This is a genomic window from Flavobacterium sp. KH_001 (genome assembly GCF_057840745.1).
This window is the reverse complement of record NZ_CM174520.1, coordinates 1,207,056-1,228,370: the sequence shown is the minus strand read 5'-3', so window position 1 is coordinate 1,228,370 and position 21,315 is coordinate 1,207,056. Positions and strand designations below refer to the sequence as shown.

At 34.4% G+C, this 21,315-nt stretch carries 24 protein-coding genes; all 24 read left to right on the top strand.

Going from position 1 to position 21,315, the window contains the following annotated elements; all coding sequences use genetic code 11:
• The first annotated feature begins 16 nt into the window (after nucleotides 1-16).
• The 24 genes from darB to AC3ITQ_RS05395 all read left to right on the top strand — a co-directional run bounded on the left by darB (nucleotide 17) and on the right by AC3ITQ_RS05395 (nucleotide 21,315).
• The gene (gene darB / locus AC3ITQ_RS05510; RefSeq protein ID WP_489237147.1) at nucleotides 17-1,150 is read left to right on the top strand and encodes a dialkylresorcinol biosynthesis protein DarB; all 1,134 of its coding nucleotides are present in this window, start codon (nucleotides 17-19) and stop codon (nucleotides 1,148-1,150) included.
• The gene (locus AC3ITQ_RS05505) at nucleotides 1,150-1,581 is read left to right on the top strand and encodes a hotdog family protein (RefSeq protein ID WP_489237146.1); all 432 of its coding nucleotides are present in this window, start codon (nucleotides 1,150-1,152) and stop codon (nucleotides 1,579-1,581) included. Before darB ends, AC3ITQ_RS05505 begins: the two co-directional genes overlap by 1 nt.
• Nucleotides 1,582-1,589: 8 nt before the next feature.
• Entirely contained in the window at nucleotides 1,590-2,054 is a 465-nt protein-coding gene (locus AC3ITQ_RS05500; protein WP_489237145.1) for a hotdog family protein, read from the top strand.
• 26 nt (nucleotides 2,055-2,080) lie between these two features.
• Entirely contained in the window at nucleotides 2,081-2,485 is a 405-nt protein-coding gene (gene DarG / locus AC3ITQ_RS05495) for a flexirubin biosynthesis protein DarG (RefSeq protein WP_489237144.1), read from the top strand.
• Complete coding sequence (gene darH / locus AC3ITQ_RS05490) at nucleotides 2,485-3,483, top strand: BtrH-related acyltransferase DarH (RefSeq protein ID WP_375030875.1); 999 nt, start codon at nucleotides 2,485-2,487, stop codon at nucleotides 3,481-3,483. Before DarG ends, darH begins: the two co-directional genes overlap by 1 nt.
• Before the next feature lie 61 nt (nucleotides 3,484-3,544).
• Entirely contained in the window at nucleotides 3,545-4,243 is a 699-nt protein-coding gene (locus AC3ITQ_RS05485) for an ABC transporter ATP-binding protein (RefSeq protein ID WP_489237143.1), read from the top strand.
• On the top strand, nucleotides 4,233-5,516 hold the full coding sequence (locus AC3ITQ_RS05480) for an ABC transporter permease (RefSeq protein ID WP_489237142.1): 1,284 nt from the start codon (nucleotides 4,233-4,235) through the stop codon (nucleotides 5,514-5,516). The genes AC3ITQ_RS05485 and AC3ITQ_RS05480 overlap by 11 nt, the downstream gene beginning before the upstream one ends.
• Nucleotides 5,491-5,940, top strand: coding sequence for an acyl-CoA thioesterase (locus AC3ITQ_RS05475; RefSeq protein ID WP_072970089.1), 450 nt, complete (start codon nucleotides 5,491-5,493; stop codon nucleotides 5,938-5,940). Before AC3ITQ_RS05480 ends, AC3ITQ_RS05475 begins: the two co-directional genes overlap by 26 nt.
• Nucleotides 5,941-6,039: 99 nt before the next feature.
• The gene (locus tag AC3ITQ_RS05470) at nucleotides 6,040-7,182 is read left to right on the top strand and encodes a beta-ketoacyl synthase N-terminal-like domain-containing protein (protein WP_489237141.1); all 1,143 of its coding nucleotides are present in this window, start codon (nucleotides 6,040-6,042) and stop codon (nucleotides 7,180-7,182) included.
• A 37-nt stretch (nucleotides 7,183-7,219) separates the two neighbouring features.
• Nucleotides 7,220-7,834: a hypothetical protein gene (locus AC3ITQ_RS05465; protein WP_489237140.1), complete on the top strand. Its 615-nt coding sequence runs from the start codon at nucleotides 7,220-7,222 to the stop codon at nucleotides 7,832-7,834.
• 50 nt (nucleotides 7,835-7,884) lie between these two features.
• A complete protein-coding gene (locus tag AC3ITQ_RS05460) occupies nucleotides 7,885-8,577 on the top strand; it encodes a hypothetical protein (RefSeq protein ID WP_489237139.1) in 693 nt (230 codons plus the stop codon).
• Between the two features lie 92 nt (nucleotides 8,578-8,669).
• Nucleotides 8,670-9,299 carry a 3-oxoacyl-ACP synthase gene (locus AC3ITQ_RS05455; protein WP_489237138.1) on the top strand — a complete coding sequence of 210 codons (630 nt, stop codon included), beginning with the start codon at nucleotides 8,670-8,672 and terminating at the stop codon, nucleotides 9,297-9,299.
• Complete coding sequence (locus AC3ITQ_RS05450) at nucleotides 9,287-9,544, top strand: phosphopantetheine-binding protein (protein ID WP_026727250.1); 258 nt, start codon at nucleotides 9,287-9,289, stop codon at nucleotides 9,542-9,544. The genes AC3ITQ_RS05455 and AC3ITQ_RS05450 overlap by 13 nt, the downstream gene beginning before the upstream one ends.
• Before the next feature lie 209 nt (nucleotides 9,545-9,753).
• The gene (locus tag AC3ITQ_RS05445; RefSeq protein WP_489237137.1) at nucleotides 9,754-10,950 is read left to right on the top strand and encodes a beta-ketoacyl-[acyl-carrier-protein] synthase family protein; all 1,197 of its coding nucleotides are present in this window, start codon (nucleotides 9,754-9,756) and stop codon (nucleotides 10,948-10,950) included.
• A complete protein-coding gene (locus AC3ITQ_RS05440) occupies nucleotides 10,950-12,014 on the top strand; it encodes a beta-ketoacyl synthase N-terminal-like domain-containing protein (protein ID WP_489237136.1) in 1,065 nt (354 codons plus the stop codon). The genes AC3ITQ_RS05445 and AC3ITQ_RS05440 overlap by 1 nt, the downstream gene beginning before the upstream one ends.
• Nucleotides 12,011-12,787, top strand: coding sequence for a polysaccharide deacetylase family protein (locus AC3ITQ_RS05435; RefSeq protein ID WP_489237135.1), 777 nt, complete (start codon nucleotides 12,011-12,013; stop codon nucleotides 12,785-12,787). Before AC3ITQ_RS05440 ends, AC3ITQ_RS05435 begins: the two co-directional genes overlap by 4 nt.
• 116 nt (nucleotides 12,788-12,903) lie before the next feature.
• Complete coding sequence (gene lolA2 / locus AC3ITQ_RS05430; protein ID WP_194656361.1) at nucleotides 12,904-13,530, top strand: flexirubin biosynthesis/transport protein LolA2; 627 nt, start codon at nucleotides 12,904-12,906, stop codon at nucleotides 13,528-13,530.
• Complete coding sequence (gene lolB2 / locus AC3ITQ_RS05425; RefSeq protein WP_489237134.1) at nucleotides 13,496-14,131, top strand: flexirubin biosynthesis protein LolB2; 636 nt, start codon at nucleotides 13,496-13,498, stop codon at nucleotides 14,129-14,131. The genes lolA2 and lolB2 overlap by 35 nt, the downstream gene beginning before the upstream one ends.
• 28 nt (nucleotides 14,132-14,159) lie before the next feature.
• Nucleotides 14,160-14,762: a porin family protein gene (locus AC3ITQ_RS05420; protein ID WP_489237133.1), complete on the top strand. Its 603-nt coding sequence runs from the start codon at nucleotides 14,160-14,162 to the stop codon at nucleotides 14,760-14,762.
• A 5-nt stretch (nucleotides 14,763-14,767) separates the two neighbouring features.
• On the top strand, nucleotides 14,768-15,382 hold the full coding sequence (locus tag AC3ITQ_RS05415; RefSeq protein ID WP_489237132.1) for an outer membrane beta-barrel protein: 615 nt from the start codon (nucleotides 14,768-14,770) through the stop codon (nucleotides 15,380-15,382).
• Nucleotides 15,383-15,386: 4 nt separating this feature from the next.
• A complete protein-coding gene (locus AC3ITQ_RS05410) occupies nucleotides 15,387-15,764 on the top strand; it encodes an ApeI family dehydratase (protein ID WP_489237131.1) in 378 nt (125 codons plus the stop codon).
• Nucleotides 15,761-16,246 (top strand): hypothetical protein, encoded by a 486-nt coding sequence (locus tag AC3ITQ_RS05405; RefSeq protein ID WP_489237130.1) that lies wholly within the window; start codon nucleotides 15,761-15,763, stop codon nucleotides 16,244-16,246. The genes AC3ITQ_RS05410 and AC3ITQ_RS05405 overlap by 4 nt, the downstream gene beginning before the upstream one ends.
• Before the next feature lie 18 nt (nucleotides 16,247-16,264).
• Complete coding sequence (locus AC3ITQ_RS05400) at nucleotides 16,265-17,443, top strand: DUF2062 domain-containing protein (RefSeq protein ID WP_489237129.1); 1,179 nt, start codon at nucleotides 16,265-16,267, stop codon at nucleotides 17,441-17,443.
• A 191-nt stretch (nucleotides 17,444-17,634) separates the two neighbouring features.
• On the top strand, nucleotides 17,635-21,315 hold the full coding sequence (locus tag AC3ITQ_RS05395; protein WP_489237128.1) for an MMPL family transporter: 3,681 nt from the start codon (nucleotides 17,635-17,637) through the stop codon (nucleotides 21,313-21,315).

Sequence of the window (21,315 nt, the reverse complement as noted above, 5' to 3'; positions counted from 1 at the left end):
AAGAGGAAATTAAATTATGTTTGACGTATATATTACCAAAGCCGCAAAATATTTACCCAACGATGCTGTTTCAAACGATGAAATGGAAAACTATTTGGGACTTATAAATGATACTGCCTCAAAGGCAAGACGTATTATTTTGCGTAATAATAAAATTACAAGCCGCTATTACGCTGTCGACAAAGAAGGTAAAAGTACACACAGCAATGCCGAATTGACGCGAAATGCCATTGTACAATTATTTGATGAAAAATTCTCAGATCAGGATGTAGAAGTACTTTCCTGCGGAACTTCATCACCTGATCTTTTTGCGCCTTCACACGCCGCAATGGTTCACGGTTTGCTAAAAAATAAATCGGTTGAACTGAATTCTTCAACCGGAATCTGCTGTTCTGGAATGAATGCCCTGAAATATGGCTTTCTTTCAGTACGATCTGGAAATTCTAAAAATGCTATTTGTACAGGATCTGAAAAAGTTTCGACCTGGCTTTCGGCACAAAAATACAATCACGAAATCATCAACCTAAAAAATCTGGAAGCTCAGCCCATTATCGCTTTCAAAAAAGATTTTTTACGTTGGATGTTATCTGACGGAGCTGGTGCTTTTTTATTAGAAAATAAACCAACCGGAGATATTTCTTTAAAAATCGAATGGATGGAATCATATTCCTATGCCTTCGAATTAGAAGCTTGTATGTACGCAGGAGGAGATAAATTAGAAAACGGAGAAATCAAACCGTGGAGCGATTACAAACCAGACGAATGGTTAAACGAATCTGTTTTTGCTGTGAAACAGGATGTAAAATTATTGGATGAATTCATCTTGCCAAAAGGCGTTGAAAGTATGAGCGATGCCATGACAAAGCACAACGTTACAGCAGAAGATGTTGATTATTTTTTACCTCACGTTTCGTCTCACTTTTTTGTTGAAGGATTAAGAAATGGCTTAAACGAAAAAGGAATTGTAATTGCCGATGAAAAATGGTTTATGAACCTTTTGAGAGTTGGAAATGTAGGCTCAGCATCGATTTATATCGCTGTTGAAGAATTAATGAATTCCGGTAAATTAAAAAAAGGCGACCGCATTTTATTGTCTGTTCCTGAAAGTGGAAGATTCTCTTTTGCGTATGCTTATTTAACCGTTTGCTAATGAAAACTACTATACTTTTAGAAAAAGAAGCGGTTGGGAATTTATTACCACAGAAGTTTCCTTTTGTAATGGTAGATCGAATGTTTTCTTATTCTGAAACTTCATTGGTTGCAGGATTGAGAATTGAGAATGACAATATTTTTTTAGAAGAAAATACTTTTCTCGAAGCAGGTTTAATCGAACATATGGCGCAGTCTGTGGCATTGCATACCGGTTATCAGTTTTTTTTGAAAAACGAAATTGCACCAACGGGCTATATCGGTTCGATTAAAGATATCGAAATTAAAAAACTGCCAAAAATCAACGATACGATTCAATCGACAATTACAATTTTACAGGAATTTGGCGGAATCACTTTGGTTGATATTGTGACTTTTTTAAATAATGAAGAAATTGCAAGCGGGCAAATGAAAACCGTTTTAGCCAAATAAACAAGAATATGAAAGTGGGAGTTGACATCCAAAATTACTTGCCTCATCGCGCTCCGATGCTGATGGTCGATTTGATTTTAGATATCGATGCCAATTTCGTAAAAACCATATTTTTGATCAAAGAAGACAATATTTTTGTCGATAAAAACATTTTTACAGAAGCCGGTTTAATCGAAAATACAGCTCAGACTTGTTCGTCAATCGTAGGCAAAAAGTATTTTTTTGAGGATGATGGCACAGAAAATGAGAATATTAACGTTATAGGTTTTATCAGCGCCTTAAAAAATCTAAAAATATATTCATTGCCAAAAGTTAACGACACAATTACAACCAAAGCAACTTTGGTATCAAAATTTGTTGGCGACGATTATACTTTATGCACGATGAGCTGTGAAAGCTTACTCGAAGACCAAATACTTTTAGAATGCGAAATTAATTTGTTTATTCAAAAGACGATTTCTGCAGCAACTTAATGCTAAATCGAAAATAAAATCCCGTCATGGAAAAAGAAAATGTACCTCAGCACGATGGAAATTTAAGCAAAAAGAACCTCAAAGAATTGGTTTATGCTACCGATGAAAACGGCAATTATACAACCGCTTTAAGTACCGGCTGGGAACCGAAAGCCATTGCCCTTTCGAATGCAATTGACGATATAAAAGAACGTGCCGAAGAAGCCAAACTAAAAGTTCAGATTGGAGAATTAAGTCCGATTTGCTATTATATGGAACTCAACAAAATGGACCTTACGATTCTTGCCGGCTACGTAGACATGTGGAAATGGCGCGTAAAAAGACATTTTAAACCAGCTATTTTCGCTAAATTGAACGACAAAACTTTACAAAAATATGCCGACGCTTTTGACATTTCAATAGCCGAATTAAAAAACTTTAAAACAGATTAATGCAAGTTACTTTTACACACCATCAATCTGCTCATTGTGAAAATGGAGTAGCTTCAAATTTGCTAAAAAACAGCGGACTGAATATCAGTGAGCCGATGGTTTTCGGAATTGGTTCCGGACTTTTGTTCGTGTATTTGCCTTTTATAAAAGTAAATCACGCGCCTGCCATCAGTTACAGAACTTTGCCGGGACAGATTTTTAATAAAGTCGCAAGCCGTTTAAATCTTAAAATAAAAAGACAAAAATTTTCTTCTGTTTCAAATGCCACTCAGGCTTTAGACGAAAATTTAAAAAATAATATTCCAACCGGATTACAAGTTGGCGTTTACAACCTTACTTATTTTCCGGATGAATACCGTTTTCATTTCAACGCGCATAATTTAGTCGTTTACGGAAAAACCGAAACCGATTATTTGATCAGTGATCCTGTGATGGAAACCGTTACAACTTTGACGCATAATGAACTAGAGAAAGTACGTTTTGCCAAAGGGGCTTTTGCACCAAGAGGCCAAATGTATTATCCAATTCAGGTTCCGGGTGAAGTTGATTTTAAAAGTGCCATCATCAAAGGAATCAAAGATACGTGTCGCACTATGCTGGCGCCAATGCCAATTGTAGGTGTTCGCGGAATAAAATTTGTTTCCCGCCGAATCAGAAAATGGCCGGCAAAACATGGTGTCAGAAAAGCCAATCATTACCTGGCGCAAATGGTGCGCATGCAGGAAGAAATTGGAACTGGAGGCGGTGGTTTTCGTTTTATTTATGCTGCATTTTTACAAGAAGCTTCCGTTATTTTGGGTAATGAAGAATTGAAAAATCTGTCGAAAGAAATGACCCAAATTGGAGATTCCTGGAGGGATTTTGCTGTTGAAGCTTCCCGAATTTACAAAAACAGAAGCGCCAAAGAAGACGCTTACAATGCCATCGCTGACGAACTTTTGGACATTGCGAATCGCGAAGAAATCTTTTTCAAAAAACTAAAAAAAGCAATCAGCTAACTATATTTTGAATTCCATCATAAAAATAGAATCCCTTTCGAAAAAGTACAAAGACGCAGAAATGTTTTCTTTGAACGACGTTTCGCTGGACATAAACGAAGGTCAGATTTTTGGATTATTAGGTCCGAATGGTGCTGGAAAAACCACTTTAATTTCCATGCTCTGCGGATTGATAAAACCAACTTCAGGACATTTTACCATTAATGATCTCGATTATTCGCACCATTCATCCAAAATCAAAAAAATCATTGGTGTTGTTCCTCAGGAATATGCCTTATATCCAACTTTGACAGCTCGCGAAAATCTGCATTATTTTGGAAGTATGTACGGTTTGAAAGGTTCTGATTTAAAAGATAAAGTAATCGAAACTTTAGATCTTTTGGGACTTTTAAAATTCGCCGACAAACGCATTGAAACCTTTTCGGGTGGAATGAAACGAAGAGTCAATTTGATTGCGGGAATTCTGCACAATCCCAAAGTTTTGTTTTTGGATGAACCAACCGTTGGTGTTGATGTACAATCTAAAAATGCTATTTTGGATTATTTGAAAGTATTAAACCAAAACGGAACTACGATTATTTATACTTCGCACCATTTGGCGGAAGCTGAAGATTTCTGCGACATGATTGCCATTTTAGACCAAGGCCGAATTTACGCCCAAGGCACGCCGTCCATTTTGATTGCGTCTGTTGAAGAAGCGAGAAATCTCGAAGAAGTTTTTATTTCATTAACCGGTAAAGACTTTAGAGATGCTATATAAAATTTGGATGTCGGTCGTAAAAGAATTTTTACTGCTTAAACGCGATTTAGGTGGATTGATTATTCTATTCATCATGCCTTTGATATTGGTAATCACGGTTACTATCATTCAGGATAGTACCTTTAAAACCGTAAGCGACAATAAAATTCAGATTTTATTGGTAGATAACGACAAAGGTTCGGTTTCAAAAACCGTTTTTGATAATCTGCAAAAGAACAATGCATTCGATGTTGTAACACAAATCGACAATCAGCCAATTACAGAAGAAGTTGCCAAAGAAAATGTTTACAAAGGAAAATTTAAACTGGCGATTGTAATTCCGAAAAATCTAAGTGTCGATTTACAAGCCAAAGTAGATCAGAATGTGCAGAACATTGTGAGCAAAATGGGTTTTACAGATTCTGTTGCCGAACCGAAAACTTCGAAAGTTTTACAGCAAAAAGAAGTTAAATTGTATTTTGATCCGGCTGTTCAAATGAGTTTCAAAACTTCGGTTATGAACGCTATTGACAAAATGATTTCTCAGATTGAAACCAAGTCCATTTATACAACTTTTCAAAATCAATTGGGAGAAGAAAATGCGCAATTCGAACAAAAGAGTTTTATCACTTTCAAAGAAATAATTCCAAGAATAAACAACAAAGAAGTATTGCCCAATTCGGTTCAGCACAACGTTCCGGCCTGGACCCTTTTTGCGATATTTTTTATCGTGATTCCGTTGTCCATCAATATTGTAAAAGAAAAATCACAGGGAACATTTGTGCGTTTGTTGACCAATCCAACTTCGAATTTAATTATCATCATCGGAAAAACAATTACGTATTTAATGATCTGTATGATTCAGTTTTATATGATGGTTGCGGTGGCGATTTTCCTTTTTCCGCATATTGGCTTGCCATCTTTAAATGTTGAAGGACATTTGTTTTTAATGAGTGTTGTGGCTTTATTTTCTGGTTTTGGTGCCATTGGTTTCGGAATTTTATTGGGAACTATTGCGAGTACACAAGAACAATCAGCTCCGTTTGGCGCAACAAGTGTAATCATTTTAGCCGCCGTTGGTGGTGTTTGGGTTCCCGTTTTTGCGATGCCAAAAGTCATGCAAATCATCGCCAAATCATCGCCTATGAATTGGGGATTAGAAGCTTTTTATGATGTGTTATTGCGCAACGGATCTTTCGTCGAAATCATCCCAAAAATAAGTTTGCTATTTTTGTTCTTTATAATCACAACTTCCATTGCCCTATTTTATGACAAAAAGAAAAGAACAGTATAACGAAGCCACTTCCCTAACCGTTTCGCACGAAATCAGAATTCGTTTTAACGAAACTGATCCGCTTGGAATCGTTTGGCACGGACATTATATTACCTATTTTGAAGATGGAAGAGAAGCCTTTGGACGAAAACACGGACTTACGTATTTAGATATTGGCAATACCGGTTACACCACACCCATTGTAAAATCAAAATGCGAACACAAATTGTCTTTGCGTTACGGCGATGTTGTAACGATTGAAACCACCGTTGTCGATACACCAGCCGCCAAAATAATTTACCGCTTTAGAATTATTGACGCGCAAGGCGAAGTTGCCTGCACTGGCGAAACTGTTCAGGTGTTTTTAGATAAAGAAGGTAATTTGATGTTGACGAATCCTCCTTTTTATGAGGAATGGAAACGAAAAGTTGGGCTTTTAAAATAAACGCAAAGTTCTCCTGCAAGGTTTTCAAAACCTTGTAGGTGTAAATTCTAGACAGACCTACAAGGTTTTGGAAACCTTGCAGGAAAGAAAAATCACAAAATGACAAGAGAAGTATATATAAATGAAACCAATTGTATCACGCCTTTAGGTTTTGATGTTGCCTCCAACATCGAGGCGATTTTGCGTGGCGATTCCGGAATTCAATTGCATCAGGATATTTCTCTGATGCCGAATCCCTTTTATGCTTCTGTAATTGCTGATGAAAAAATAAACAGTGCTTTTAAAAAAATCAGCACTGACACCAAATATTCCCGTTTAGAGAAAATGATGATTTTGGCTTTAGAGCCGATGATCAAAAATTCCGGAGTTGAATTAAATTCGAAAACCGCTTTTATACTTTCGACTACAAAAGGAAATGTTACGGCTTTAATAGAGCATTCTGAAGTCAATTTTCAAAACGCACATTTAGATGTTTTGGCTCAAAATGTTGCCGATTTCTTCGGATTTGAAACAACACCAATCGTAGTTTCGAATGCCTGTGTTTCCGGAATTTTAGCGATTTCAGTTGCTAAAAGAATGATTCAATCAGAGCTTTATGATACCATTTTTGTTGTGGCCGGCGACGAAGTTTCAGAATTTGTTTTGTCTGGTTTTAATGCTTTTCAGGCGATGAGCGATTTGCCTTGTAAGCCGTATTCTAAAAACAGAACCGGCGTAAGTTTGGGCGAAGCAACAGCGGCAGTTTTAGTTTCGGCGGAAGCCAGAAATGCTAAAATAAAAGTTATTGGAGACAGTTCGATAAACGATGCGAATCATATTTCGGGTCCGTCAAGAACTGGCGAAGGTTTGTTCAGAAGTATTCAGAATGCGATGAAAGAAGCAAAAATCAATTCCAATCAAATCGATTATATTTCAGCGCACGGAACCGCAACTCCGTTTAACGACGAAATGGAAGCAATTGCATTAAATCGTTTGGATTTACAAAACGTTCCGGTCAATAGTTTGAAAGGATTTTATGGCCATACTTTGGGTGCTTCAGGATTATTGGAAACCGTAATCGCAATTGAATCAGCGAATCAAAAGATGCTTTTTGAATCGAAAGGTTTTGATGAAATCGGCGTAAGCGAAAAGATTAATGTTATTGAGAAAAATGAAGAAGCGAGTATTGGAATTTTCCTGAAAACGGCTTCTGGATTTGGAGGTTGTAATACGGCTGTAATTTTTGAAAAAATGAAACACTAATTACACTAATTTTCACGGATTATTTTATCTTAAATAAATGAAACTATCGAAATTCATATTTATAACTCTAATTCTTCTTTCCTTTTTCGGATGCAAAAAGAAAGAAGTGTCCGATTCTGATTTTGAAAAAGATGTTTTAAATAGCGTTTTCCTCGAAATTGTAGATTCAATTTATATGGATCGAAGAACTATGGATCCTCCGCCATTTCCAAGAACAGTTGATTTTAAAACTGGTAGAAGAGATACTGTTGGATATCAAGCAATATTAAAAAAATATTGGCATGATCAAGATAGCATTAAAAAAGATAAACACAGAATTCTAATTGGTGTTCATGATTTTGTAGTAAGCAACGGAATTAATGATAGTAAATTTGATTTAACGCCTTTCAAAAGCAACAAAAAATTTGATTTTCAATATGCCTCAAAATTTCCCGATGAAATATATTGGGACGTAAACGACAAAAAAAGCAAAATGCCTGTTGGAATTATTAAAGTTCACAGAATTTATTTTAATAAAACCAAAACGTTTGGAACTTTGTCTGCCTGGGCTTCTTGCGGAGGAGGAAAATGTGGGCAAGGTTTTACAATTACAATAGAAAATAAATCTGGAGAATGGCATATTAGTAAAATTGATGTGACTTCGATTTCTTAAAAAGAAAAACACAATTACCCTATTTTAACGAATTAATTTATCTTAAATAAATGAAAACATTAAAATCCATATTTATAACTCTAATTCTTCTTTCTCTTTTTGGATGTAAAAAAAAGGAAATTGAGAAGGTAGACGAACTGCGATTCGAAAAAGATGCAATGAAAAGTGTCTTTGTAGAAATTGTAGATTCTATTTATATGGATCGAAGAATTATTACTCCGCCACCGCCACCAAGATTTAATTCGGAAACAAACAAAGTAGATACTACAGGCCGTCATAAAGAATTAAAGGAATATTGGCATTATCGAGACAGCATCAAAAATGATAAAACAAGAATACTTCTTGGTGTTTATACCGATGTAGAGAAAATTAGTTCTTTTGAAACTGAAATGATCGAGAAACAAATTAATACTTCAGCATATACTTATGACATTTCAAAAGAAACAGACAAATACAATTTTGATTTAAAGCCTTTTGAAAATAACAAAAAGTTTAATTTTCAAAACACATCAAAATATCCTCATGAAAAAAATTGGAATTTAAATGATATTAGTAATGTACGATTTCCCGTTGGAACAATTTGGGTATCAAGAATTCAATTCAATAAAACAAAAACAAGAGGAATTTTAACCGCTGGCGCTTCATGCGGTGGCGGAAGATGTGGAAGAGGTTTTTTAATTATAATTGAAAACAAATCTGGAAAATGGAAAATTGCCGAAGTTATTCATACTTGGGAGTCTTAAATTATAAAACTAATTTTCAAAGATTAGTTGGTGTAATTTACAAACCAAAATCAATTTGTGTTAATTAGTGGAATTAGTGTTAAATTAAATAAATGACTCAAAAAACCTACATACAATCCTACCTCACCATCCAAAACAACGAAATTGTTTTGAACGGAACTTCTGTATTCAAAATTGAACCAACCGAATTTGCTGATTTCTCCAAACAAGCCTATCGCAATTTTGACATTCAATATCCGAAATTTTTTAAAATGGATGCTTTGAGTAAATTGGCTTTTTTAGGTGCCGAATTACTTTTGAGTCCGATAACTTCTTCTGAGGAAGAAAATAATATCGCTTTGGTTTTGGCCAATAAATCTTCGAGTTTGGATACCGATGTAAAATATCAGGAATCCATTTCAGACAAAGAAAACTATTATCCGAGTCCGGCGGTTTTTGTTTATACGCTGCCAAATATTTGTTTGGGCGAAATAAGTATCCGCCATCAGTTGAAAAGCGAGAATTCTTTCTTTATATTTGATGTTTTCAACAACGAATTTATGTCGAATTATTCGAATATTTTACTAAATTCAGATAAAGCAGATGTAGTACTTTGCGGTTGGGTAGAATTTTTTAATGACGATTACAAAGCGTTTCTTTGCACGATAAGCAAGGAAGAAAACACAAAATATACGAACGAGACTATCAATACATTATATAATAACTCATCATGGAAGCATTAAAAGAAGAATTAAAAAATAAAATCATAACGACTTTAAACTTGGAAGATATAGCAATCGAAGACATTGCTGATAACGATCCTTTGTTTGGAGACGGTTTAGGTTTAGACTCGATTGATGCACTTGAATTAATCGTGATTTTAGATAAAGATTACGGAATTAAATTGGTGGATCCGAAAGAAGGAAAATCAATTTTCCAGTCAATCGAAACTATGGCGGCTTACATTAGCGCGAACAGAACTAAATAAATTAAAAAGTTATTTTTAACACATAGAAACATAGCTTAGCAAGCTGTTAAAAAAGACATTTCATTTACATCAAGTCACATAGCTATGTGTTTTTAAACAAATGAAATGCCTTCTTTTAAGTTTTCAAAATCTATGTTCCTATGTGTTTAATAATTACAATCAGAGAATCAACTTTGTCAAAGTTGTAAGAATCTAAAATCTAAAATTGCATGAAAGGCATCGCAATAACCGGAATGGGAATTATCTCTTCGATTGGAAATTCAGTCGAAGAAAATTATATTTCGTTGATCGAAAATAAAATTGGTATTTCCAAAATCCAAAATATTCCGACTGTTCATGCTGATGTAATTAAAGTTGGAGAGATCAAAAAAACCAATGAAGAATTGGTTGCCGAATTGCAGCTTTCTGAAAATAATAATTTTTCGAGAACGGCAATGATCGGAACTTTGGCGGCGAAACAAGCAGTTGAAAATGCCGGAATCACATCGATAAACGAATTTAGAACCGGACTTATTTCGGCTACAAGCGTGGGCGGAATGGATATGACCGAAAAACATTATTACGATTATTTCGAAAATCCGGAACTTGTAAAATACATTTCCTGTCATGACGGTGGCGATGTAGCTGAAAAAATCGCTTCAGAATTAGGTTTAAAAGGAATGGTTACGACAATTAGTACCGCCTGTTCATCGGCAGCGAATGCGATTATGCTGGGTGCGAGATTGATCAAAACCGGAAAATTAGATCGTGTAATTGTGGGTGGAACTGATGCATTGGCAAAATTTACCATCAACGGATTTAAGACTTTGATGATTTTATCTGACGATTACAACAAACCTTTTGACAATACCCGAAAAGGATTAAACCTGGGCGAAGCTGCTGCTTTTTTAGTTTTAGAATCAGATGAAATGGTTCAGAAATATGACAAAAAAGTGTTGGCCAGAGTTTCAGGTTACGGAAATGCAAACGACGCTTTTCATCAAACTGCTTCTTCAGAAAATGGAGACGGCGCTTATTTGGCAATGAAAAAAGCTTTTGAAGTTTCGGGTTTAAATCCTTCTGAAATTGACTATATTAACGTTCACGGAACGGCAACTCCCAATAATGATTTATCTGAAGGTAGAGCTTTACTCCGCATTTATGAAGATGGAAAAGTTCCTGATTTCAGTTCGACCAAACCGTTCACAGGACACACATTAGCAGCTGCAGCAGCAATTGAAGCCGTTTACAGTGTTTTGGCGATTCAGAATAGTGTGGTTTATCCCAATTTGAATTTCGAAGTTCCGATGGAAGAATTTGAGTTGCAACCACAGACCTCTTTAAAAATGAAAAATATCGAACACGTTTTATCTAACTCTTTTGGTTTTGGAGGAAATTGTTCAACCCTTATATTTTCTAAAAGCTAATGATAAAAAAAACATATATAAATGGAGTAGGCTGTATTTCGACTCAAAAAACATTTGATACTGTTTTTTTAGAAGAAGCGGTTGTTAATACAAACGAAACAGTACTTTCGATTGTTCCTCCGGTTTACAAAGATTACATTTCTCCCGCTGCAATTCGAAGAATGGCAAAAGGCGTAAAAAACGGAATCGTAGCTTCGGCATTGGCCATGAAAGATGCTAACGTTGAAAATGTAGATGCGATTATTACCGGAACGGGTTTGGGATGCATTGAAGATTCTGAAAAATTCCTAAAAAATATTCTCGATAATAATGAAGAGTTTTTAACTCCAACATCATTCATTCAATCGACGCATAATACCGTTGGTGCTCAAATTGCTTTGTCGTTGCAATGTAAAGGTTATAATTTTACGTATGTAAACGGAGCGGTTTCTTTTGAGTCGGCACTTTTGGATGCTAAAATGCAGATTGAAGAAAACGAAGCCAATTCGATTTTGGTTGGCGGAGTGGATGAAAATGGAGAATATACTTTATCCCTTTTCAAATTGGCTGGAAGAATCAAAAAAGAAAATGATCTTCCCTCCAACATTTTAAATACAACCTCAACTGGAGTTGTTTATGGCGAAGGCGCGAGTTTTTTTGTTTTAGAAAACGAAAGAAAAGATTCGACTTACGCTGAAATTCTGGATGTTGAAATCAGAAATACACTGGAAGAAAACGAAATTGAATCGGAACTAATTGCTTTTTTAAAGAGCAACGATTTAGAAATTTCAGATGTTGATGCTGTCGTTTTTGGACTCGACGGAAATATCGAATCTGATGTGTATTATAAAAATCTGGCTAAAAATGCTTTCGAAGAAACACCTCAATTGTATTACAAACATTTGAGCGGAGAATACGATACTGCTTCGGCTTTTGCTTTGTGGATGGCATCTAAAATTATAAAAACACAGGAAATTCCGGAAGTTATAAAAGTAAATTCGGTAACAAAACCAGCTTATAAGACCATTTTATTATACAATCAGGTAAATGGAAAAAATCATAGTTTTACGTTACTTTCAAAATGATAACGCATAAAAACATTTCGTTATTCTTTCTCATTTTATTGCTTTTACTGCTTCTTCTGAAACTTTATACAGCGATTAATTGGTTATGGTTTATTGGAGTAATTTTAATCTGGATCGGGATAAATGCTTTTGGCTCTGCCCGAATTTCTTCGAACTATCATGTAAAAGCGTTCTGTCATAATCCATCGGAAACAGAAAAAAAAATTGCGCTTACTTTTGATGACGGACCAAGTGTTTTTACTTTGGAAGTTTTAGATCTTCTGAAAAAATACAATGCAAAAGCGACTTTTTTCTGCATTGGGAAAAACATTGAAAAACATCCTGAAATCATCAAAAAAATTATTGCTGAAGGTCATTTGGTTGGAAACCATTCTTATTCTCATTCCAAATTTTTTGATTTTTATAATGCCAACAAAATCACGGAAGAAATTCAGAAAACAGATGAACTTCTTGAAAAATTCACTTCAAAAAAAATAAATTTCTTTCGTCCTCCCTACGGAGTTACCACACCCTCCATTCGCAGAGCTTTAAAAACTACCGGACATACAGTGATTGGCTGGAATATCCGTTCGCTTGACGGCGGTACAAAAGACCTAAATTTAATTTTCAATCGTATAATAAAACGAGTTTCTCCCGGTGGAATCGTACTTTTGCACGACACGGGATTGCACTCTGTTTTAGTATTGGAACAGTTTTTGCAATTTTTACAACAAAACAATTACAAAGTGATTTCTGTGGAAGAACTTTTGAATCTTAAAGCTTATGAAAATTGAACGCGGATGAAACGGATTCGCTAAAGCGAAAACGCGGATAAAAACGGATTTTTTAAATAATCTGTGCAAATCATTTATCCCGATAGCTATCGGGAGTGGCAAAAATTTTAAAAAATATGAAAACTAAAATAGCACTACTAATTCTATTTATTTCAGGCAATTTGTTTGCTCAGGAACAAAAAATGACCGATGCAGAAATTGCTTCATTTAAGCAAGACGTCAATGTGGTTTCTAAAAAAATCAAAACTTTAAGTACGGATTTCGTTCAATATAAACATATGGATTTTTTATCCAAAGACATCGAAACATCTGGAAAAATGATTTTTAAAGAACCGAATCTTTTGCAATGGCAATATAAAAAACCATACAATTACAGCATCGTTTTTAAAAACGGAAAAATCCTGATTAACGACGAAGGAAAGAAAAGCGCCGTTGATATTGGCAATAGCAAAATTTTTGGCCGTATCAATAAATTAATTGTGGGGAGTGTGAGTGGCAATATGTTTGACGATAAAGAATTTGCCATTTCTTACTTCAAATCAAAAGGACAAAATATTGCGAAATTTGTTCCAAAGGATGCAACGCTAAAAAAATACATCAAACAAATCGAATTGACTTTCGATAAAGAAGAAGCAACAGTTGTTCAGGTAAAACTTTTAGAATCATCTGAAGATTATACCCGAATTGTACTTAAAAATAAAGTGATCAATGCAAAAATCGACGATTCCCTTTTTTCTAATTAATTGCTTTCTTGCAATTGTTTTGGTTTCTTGTGGCTCGGTCACTAAAAATTATACGCCTAAAAAATTAAACAAAACAGCTGTAGAAGTTCCTTATTTTTCTGAACCAAAAACCGATTATGTTTACAAAACCAACATCACGGTTTACGGTCATGAAATGTCTGGAATTTTCATTGCCAAGAAAATAAATGATACAACACATCGGGTTGTTTTTACAACCGAATTTGGCAATAAATTGTTCGATTTTGAAATTTCTGAAACGACTTTTAAAGTAAATTCTATTGTATCAGAATTAGATAAAAAAATCCTGATCAATACATTGAAAGAAGATTTTAGACTGCTTCTTAAAAAAGAGTATCTGATTCAGGAGCAATTCGAAAATGAATCGGATAACATTTATAAATCAGCAGACGGGAATCGTGACAATTATCTTTTCGTCTCTAAAAATGAGCATAAATTAGAAAAGCTAGTTCGTTCTTCTAAAACAAAAGAAAAAATAACAATTACTTTTACTTTAGAAAACGATATTTTTGCCAAAAAAGTTGTCATTTTACATCAGAATATCAAATTGAGAATTGAGCTAAATTATTTTAAATCAGAGTAAAATTCACCTTAACTTAAATTAAACCAAAATGAAAAAAATAACCTTAATTGCATTCGCTTTATTTATTGGCCTTGCAACTTCACAAGCACAAATGAAAGTTAGTCCGGGAATTCGTGGCGGTTTGAATCTTTCAACCTTAACGAATATCGACGATAACAGTATGAAATCTGATTTTTATGTGGGTGGTTTAATTGAAATGAAGTTCAATAAATATTTTACACTTCAACCTGAAATAACGTATTCAAGACAGGGCTCTAACGGACGTGAATATTATTTGGGTGCTCCCACTCAAGATGTAAAATATGAATTAAATTATGTAACGCTTGGCGCTGTTGCAAAGTTTAACTTCGGAGGACAAGGTTTTCACGTATTAGCAGGCCCGTCTCTTGACATAAAAACTGATGATAATTTTGGAAGATATGGCTATGATCCAATTGGTACAGACTTATCTTTTGTTGGTGGAATTGGTTACAGCTTGCCAAACGGATTAACATTTGAAGCCCGATTTAAACAAGGATTAATTGATATTTACGGTTACGATGGTATTGATTATGATGACTATTATTATGATCAGGTTATTTTAAATCAGGTGTTGCAGTTTGGTATTAGCTATACATTTAAAGTAAAGTAAGACCCTTGAAGTATAGATCTTTAGTAATCGTTGCACTAGCATTTTTGGGATTCCAGAAAGGGCAGGCACAAACTTCTTTTAAACCAGGTTTGAGAGGAGGTTTTTCGTTTTCAACTATTTCAGAAACGCGCTCCAGTTATAAAACAGATTTTTATATAGGTGCATTTGGAGAAATAAATATTACGAAAATATATGGGCTTCAGCCTGAAATAACGTATAGCAGGCAGGGGTCTGATAATGTTGGCTATTATTTTTATGATAATAATCAAAACGAAATTGTAAAATCTCGTGATTTACAATTGGGCTATTTATCTTTTACGCTTCTTAATAAATTGACATTTGGACCTGGAATTCAAATACAATTTGGACCTGCGGTTGATGTTCTTGTAAATGATAATTTAGACACAGTAGAAATGTATAATGACTTAGCCCTTATAAGTGGCATTGCTTATCGTTTGCCTTCAGGTCTTACGTTTGAAGCCAGACTAAAAAAAGGAATATTAGATGTATTTGATAGTTCTTATTATAATGACCGAAATGATTATTATTTACTAGGAAGTTATAATACCAATGTCAATTTTCAATTAGGACTTTCTTATGCCTTTGGAGGAAAAAAATAAAAAAATGGTTTTAAAAGATTTTTACAAAGTTCTTTCGGAAGAAAAAACAAGCGATTCTAAATATAATATTACGATTTTGGTCAATGAAAAACATGAAGTTTTCAAAGGCCATTTTCCGGGAAACCCAATTATGCCGGGTGTTTGCATGATTCAGATTATTAAAGAACTTACGGAGAAAATTACGAACGAAACTTTAATGATTCAGACGCTGGCCAACGTAAAATTCATGGCGCTTATTAATCCGGAAAACAATCCGGAATTGCGCTTAGAACTTGATATTACAAGGACTGAAGATAATTTGGTAAAAGTAAAAAACACCACTTATTTTAACGAGACTGTTGCTTTGAAACTAAGCAACGTCTATAAAAAATTAGAGATATGAAACTGCTATTAACATTACTTTTATGGGTTAATTTTGCTGGTACGCCAGACTTGGCTGCTATCAGAAAAATGTATACTGGCGTTACAAAATCAGAAAGCAACGCTAAAGAATTCTCAGAAAAATTATCTGGTGTTTCGGATTCAGACGATAAAACTTTAGTGGCTTATAAAGCAGCTTCCATTTTATTGGATTCTAAGTTTGAAAAGAAATTAAATGACAAAATTGCTCGTTTTAAGGAAGGTGCAAAATTGCTTGAATCAACCATCAAAAGCGAACCAAATAATATTGAATTGAGATTGATCCGCTTAAGTATTCAGGAAAATGTCCCTGGAATTACGGGTTACAAAAAGAATATTAAAGAAGACAAAAAATATCTTACGGATCATTATGCTGAACAAAATAGTGCTTTGAAAGAGTACTTAAAAGACTTTATTTTACAATCGAAAAGTTTCTCTGAAAAAGAAAAACAATTCGTTAAGTAAGCGAAAGCAAAACTCCAAATGAAACCTACTTTGTCACAGCAAGATCTTTTAAATTCCACGTCCTTTTGTGTTATTGTACCAACTTACAATAATTACAAAACGCTGCGAAAAGTACTCGATTCCGTTTTAGATTTCACATCAAATGTCATTATCGTTAACGACGGATCTACAGATGAAACTATCGAAATTCTACAATCTTATTCACAGCTTACGCAAATTCATCATCCTAAAAATTTAGGAAAAGGGCGTGCACTAAGAAATGGATTTCGAAAAGCAATCGAAATGAAATTCGAATATGCCATTACAATTGATTCTGATGGACAGCATTTTGCTTCTGATATTCCAGGTTTTATTGAAGAGATTCAAAATGAACCCAATTCATTATTGATTGGAAGCCGCAACATGACACAGGAAAATGTGCCGAAAAAAAGCAGTTTTGGAAATAAATTTTCGAATTTTTGGTTCAAATTTGAGACCGGAATAAAGCTTGACGATACACAATCTGGTTTTAGACTGTATCCTTTAAATTTAATTCCGAAGAAATTTTACACCAATAAATTTGAGTTTGAAATTGAAGTTATAGTTCGTTCAGCATGGAAAGGGATTACAGTAAAAAATATTCCGATTCAGGTTTTATATGATCCGGCAGAACGTGTTTCTCATTTTCGCCCCTTCCGGGATTTTACCCGAATCAGTATCTTAAATACGGTTTTGGTAACGAATGCTCTTTTATACATCAAGCCAAGGGATTTCCTTCGAAGAGCAAAAAAAAAAGGTTTTAAAAAATTCTTTCTTGAAGATATTTTAGAAAGCAAGGATTCCAATTTAAAAAAATCGGCGGCCATTGCTTTGGGCGTTTTCATCGGGATTTCTCCTTTTTGGGGCTTTCAGACTATTTTGCTTTTTACATTTGCTGCCTTGTTTAAGCTTAATAAAGTCATTGCTTACTTATCTTCAAATGTGAGTTTTCCGCCTTTCATTCCTTTTGTCATCTACGGTTCTTTAAAAATGGGAAGTTATTTTGTATCTACTGATGCTCCCTTAATTTTAGATAGTTCGATTACACTTGATGATATTCAAAAAAATGCAACACAATATATCGTCGGAAGTCTTATTTTAGCATCCGTTTCGGCGCTGTTTTTTGGTCTGTTGAGTTATTTGCTTTTAACGGCTTTTACCAAAACACGCGTTGAATAAAAATCTGGAAAGTTTTGCCACGGATTAAAAGGTTAAAAAGGATTTTTTTTCGCCACGACCCGAGCGATAGCGAACTGGCGAAGCAATTCACGAATTATTTTAAGCTAATTCGTGAATTCGTTGCGAACTGACAAAGATTTTAAATCAATTTAATCTCTTAATCTGTGGCAAAAAAACAATAAATAATAATTATGCATCACTATTTCTACGCCATTCATATGTTTGTCAACCGAAGAAAATCTTTGTCGGTTGTATTGGCGCTTTTGATGCTATTTGTATTTGGCTTTTTTGCTTCTCAAATTAAATTTGAAGAAGATATCACGAAACTTATCCCAACAAACGATAAGGCTGATGTCACGGCAAAAGTTTTAAAACAATTAAATTTTGCCGATAAAATTACCGTTATTTTCAAACTCGAAAAAAATGGTTCTGACGAAGATTTAAAAGAAATGGCAACTGCTTTTTCAGATAGCGTTGCAAAATCCTGCAAACCTTACGTAACCGGAATTCAAGGAAAAATTGACGAAGAAAATATTCAGGAAACTATTGATTTTGTTTACGGGAATTTACCTCTTTTTCTGGATAATAAAGATTACGAAACGATTCAGACTAAACTGCAAAAAGACAGTATTGCCGCAACGGTTCAGGGAAATTACAAATCAATCATTTCACCATCCGGATTTGTTACGAAGGATTTTATTCTCCAGGATCCACTTGGACTTTCGTTTATCGCTTTAAAAAAATTACAGCAATTAAATGTTGGTGACGATTTTACGCTCGACAATGGTTTTGTCATGACCAAAGACAAAACAAAATTATTGCTTTTTATAACATCCAATCTTCCGTCGAGCGAAACCGAAAAAAACACCATTTTCGCAACAAAACTCCAATCGATTCAGGAAAATTTAAATCAGCAATTTAAAGGCAAAACATCTATTAGTTATTTCGGTTCGGCTTTGATTGCCGTTGCCAATGCCAATCAAATTAAAAGTGATATTGTTTTAACGACAACAATCGCAATGATTACGCTAATGCTGATTTTGATTTTGTTTTATAGAAAAATATTAATTCCGCTGATTATTTTTCTCCCAACCGTATTTGGTGCTTTGTTTGCCGTTGCGTTTTTGTATTTTGTCAAAGAACAAATCTCCGCCATTTCACTCGGAATTGGTTCTATCCTACTCGGAATTACTATCGACTATTCTCTTCATATTCTCACGCATTACAAGCATAATAGTGACATCAAAACGTTGTACAAAGACATTACAATGCCAGTTATTATGAGCAGCTCCACAACTGCGGTTGCGTTTTTATGTCTGCTTTTTGTGAAATCTGATGCGTTGAATGATCTTGGAATTTTCGCTGCCGTAATCGTTATGGCTTCGGCATTTTTCTCGCTTTTGATTGTTCCTCATCTATACAAACCGAAAGAAAACAATTTTGAACACAAGAAAAATGTGATTGATAAATTGGCGCATTTCTCTTTTCACAACAACAAAATCTCAATTGGTTTTTGTATCTTAATTACGATTATTTGCTTTTTTACTTATAACAATGTCGGCTTCAATAACGATTTATCACAATTAAATTTTGTTCCGAAGGAAATTAAAGCAGCCGAAAAAGAGCTGGAAGAAAGCACAAGTTTAACTTCTAAAACTATTTACGTTGCTTCGTACGGAAAAAGTATGGAGGAAGTTTTGCGAAATAATAGCCAGCTTTTTTCTGATTTATCAAAGGAAAAACAACAAAACAAAATTTTAAATTTCAGTTCCGTTGGCGGAATTATGCTTTCGCAGGCAGCACAGCAGCAGAAAATAGACAAATGGAATTCGTTTTGGAATGCCAATAAAAAACAGTTTTTGAAATCAGAATTAATTGCTGAAGGTTCAAAACTCGGCTTTAAGCCAACCACTTATTCTACTTTTTACGATCATTTAGATTTTAATTTCAAACCGATTTCTGCTCAGGAATATTTAAAAATTCAGGCTTTACAGCTGAAAGAATTTGTAAACGAAAAAAATGGTTTTTACACGATTTCGACTTTGGTAAAAGTGAAACCGGAACAACGGGATGCTTTTGTAAAATCGGCTTCAGTCAAAAATAATCTGATTGCGATTGATCGCCAGCAAATGAACGAAACGTTTTTCAGCACTTTGAAAACCGATTTCAATTCGCTTGTCAATTATTCGTTTGTTGCTGTAATTCTGATTCTGTTTTTCTTTTTCAGAAGAATTGAATTGGTTATTGTCAGCTGTATTCCGATTGCTTTAACCGGAATTGTAACCGCAGGAATTATGGGCATTTTTGGCATTCAGATGAATATTTTCAGCATGATTGTCTGTACTTTGATTTTTGGACACGGTGTAGATTTTAGCATTTTCATGACGAGTGCGCTTCAAAAAGAATATACAACAGGCAAAAACGAAATTGCCATTTACAGAACATCCATTATTCTGGCCGTTATCACAACCATTTTAGGAATTGGGGCGATGATTTTTGCCAAACATCCAGCTTTGCGATCGATTTCATCCGTTTCCTTAATTGGGGTTTTTGCAGCGCTGATTATTACGTTTATTTTCTATCCGATTCTCTTCAAGTTATTTTTATCGAATCGCCCAAAAAACGGAAATGCTCCTTTTGTATTCCGTACTTTTTTACATGGTGTAATTTCTTTTTTTTACTACGGACTTGGCGGAATTGTAATGTCAATTTTCAGTTTAATCATCATGCCAATTCTTCCGATAAAAGCCGAAACAAAAATGAAAGGATTTCGATATGTGATTTCAAAATTCATGAAATCAGTATTGTATTCAAATCCGTTTATTCATAAAAAAGTCATTAATAAATACAACGAAACTTTCGAGAAGCCCGCGATTATTATTGCGAATCATTCCTCTTTCATCGATATTTTGGTGATGGGAATGCTGAGTCCTAAAATTATATTTTTAGTAAATGACTGGGTTTACAACTCCCCTATTTTTGGTGCTACGGTTAGAAAAGCTGGATTCTATCCGGTTTCTGAAGGGCTTGAGGGCGGTGTTGAACATTTACGCCAAAAAGTAAAGGAAGGCTATTCGCTGATGATTTATCCGGAGGGAACCCGCTCAGAAAGTAATCAGATTAAACGTTTCCATAAAGGAGCTTTTTATCTTGCCGAAGAATTTAATTTAGATATTCTCCCAGTTTTGATTCACGGTGCTTCAGAGGCAATTCCGAAAGGTGATTTTGTCATTCACGATACGACGCTTACCGTTTCAATCTTAGAAAGAATTACACTTGAAAATCTTTCGTTTGGAAAAAATTATACAGAAAGAACCAAGTTAATCAGTACCTTCTTTAAAGCTGAATTCCGTAAAATCAGACAGGAATTAGAAGGCCCGGATTATTTCAAAAAAATGCTTCTTCACAGTTACGATTACAAAGAAATTGAAGTCGTAAAAAGCGTCAAACAAAATATCGAAAATCATTTAGAAACTTATTTTAAGCTCAATCACCGCATTTCGGCGAAAGCCAAAATATTTCATCTGGCTAATGATTACGGCCAACTGGATGTTTTACTGACATTGCAGGAACCGCAACGAAAAATACAGTCGTACATCACGGATGAAGAAAAGAGAGATGTTGCCAATACCAATTATTTCCTCAGAAAAAGAAAAATTTCTTATGTTGAAAATCTTGAAGCGATTCACCCAAATCAATATGATGTTGTTTTAATTTCAGATGAAATATATGAAGATGAAATTGAAAAAATTAGTGCTATAACTTCTGTTGTAATTTTAATCGATTGTTCGCGATTAAAGTACACTTTACTTAACTTTGGTTTTGAATCTATTTTAGAGGAAAACGACTTAATCGTGTTTAAGAAAAATTAA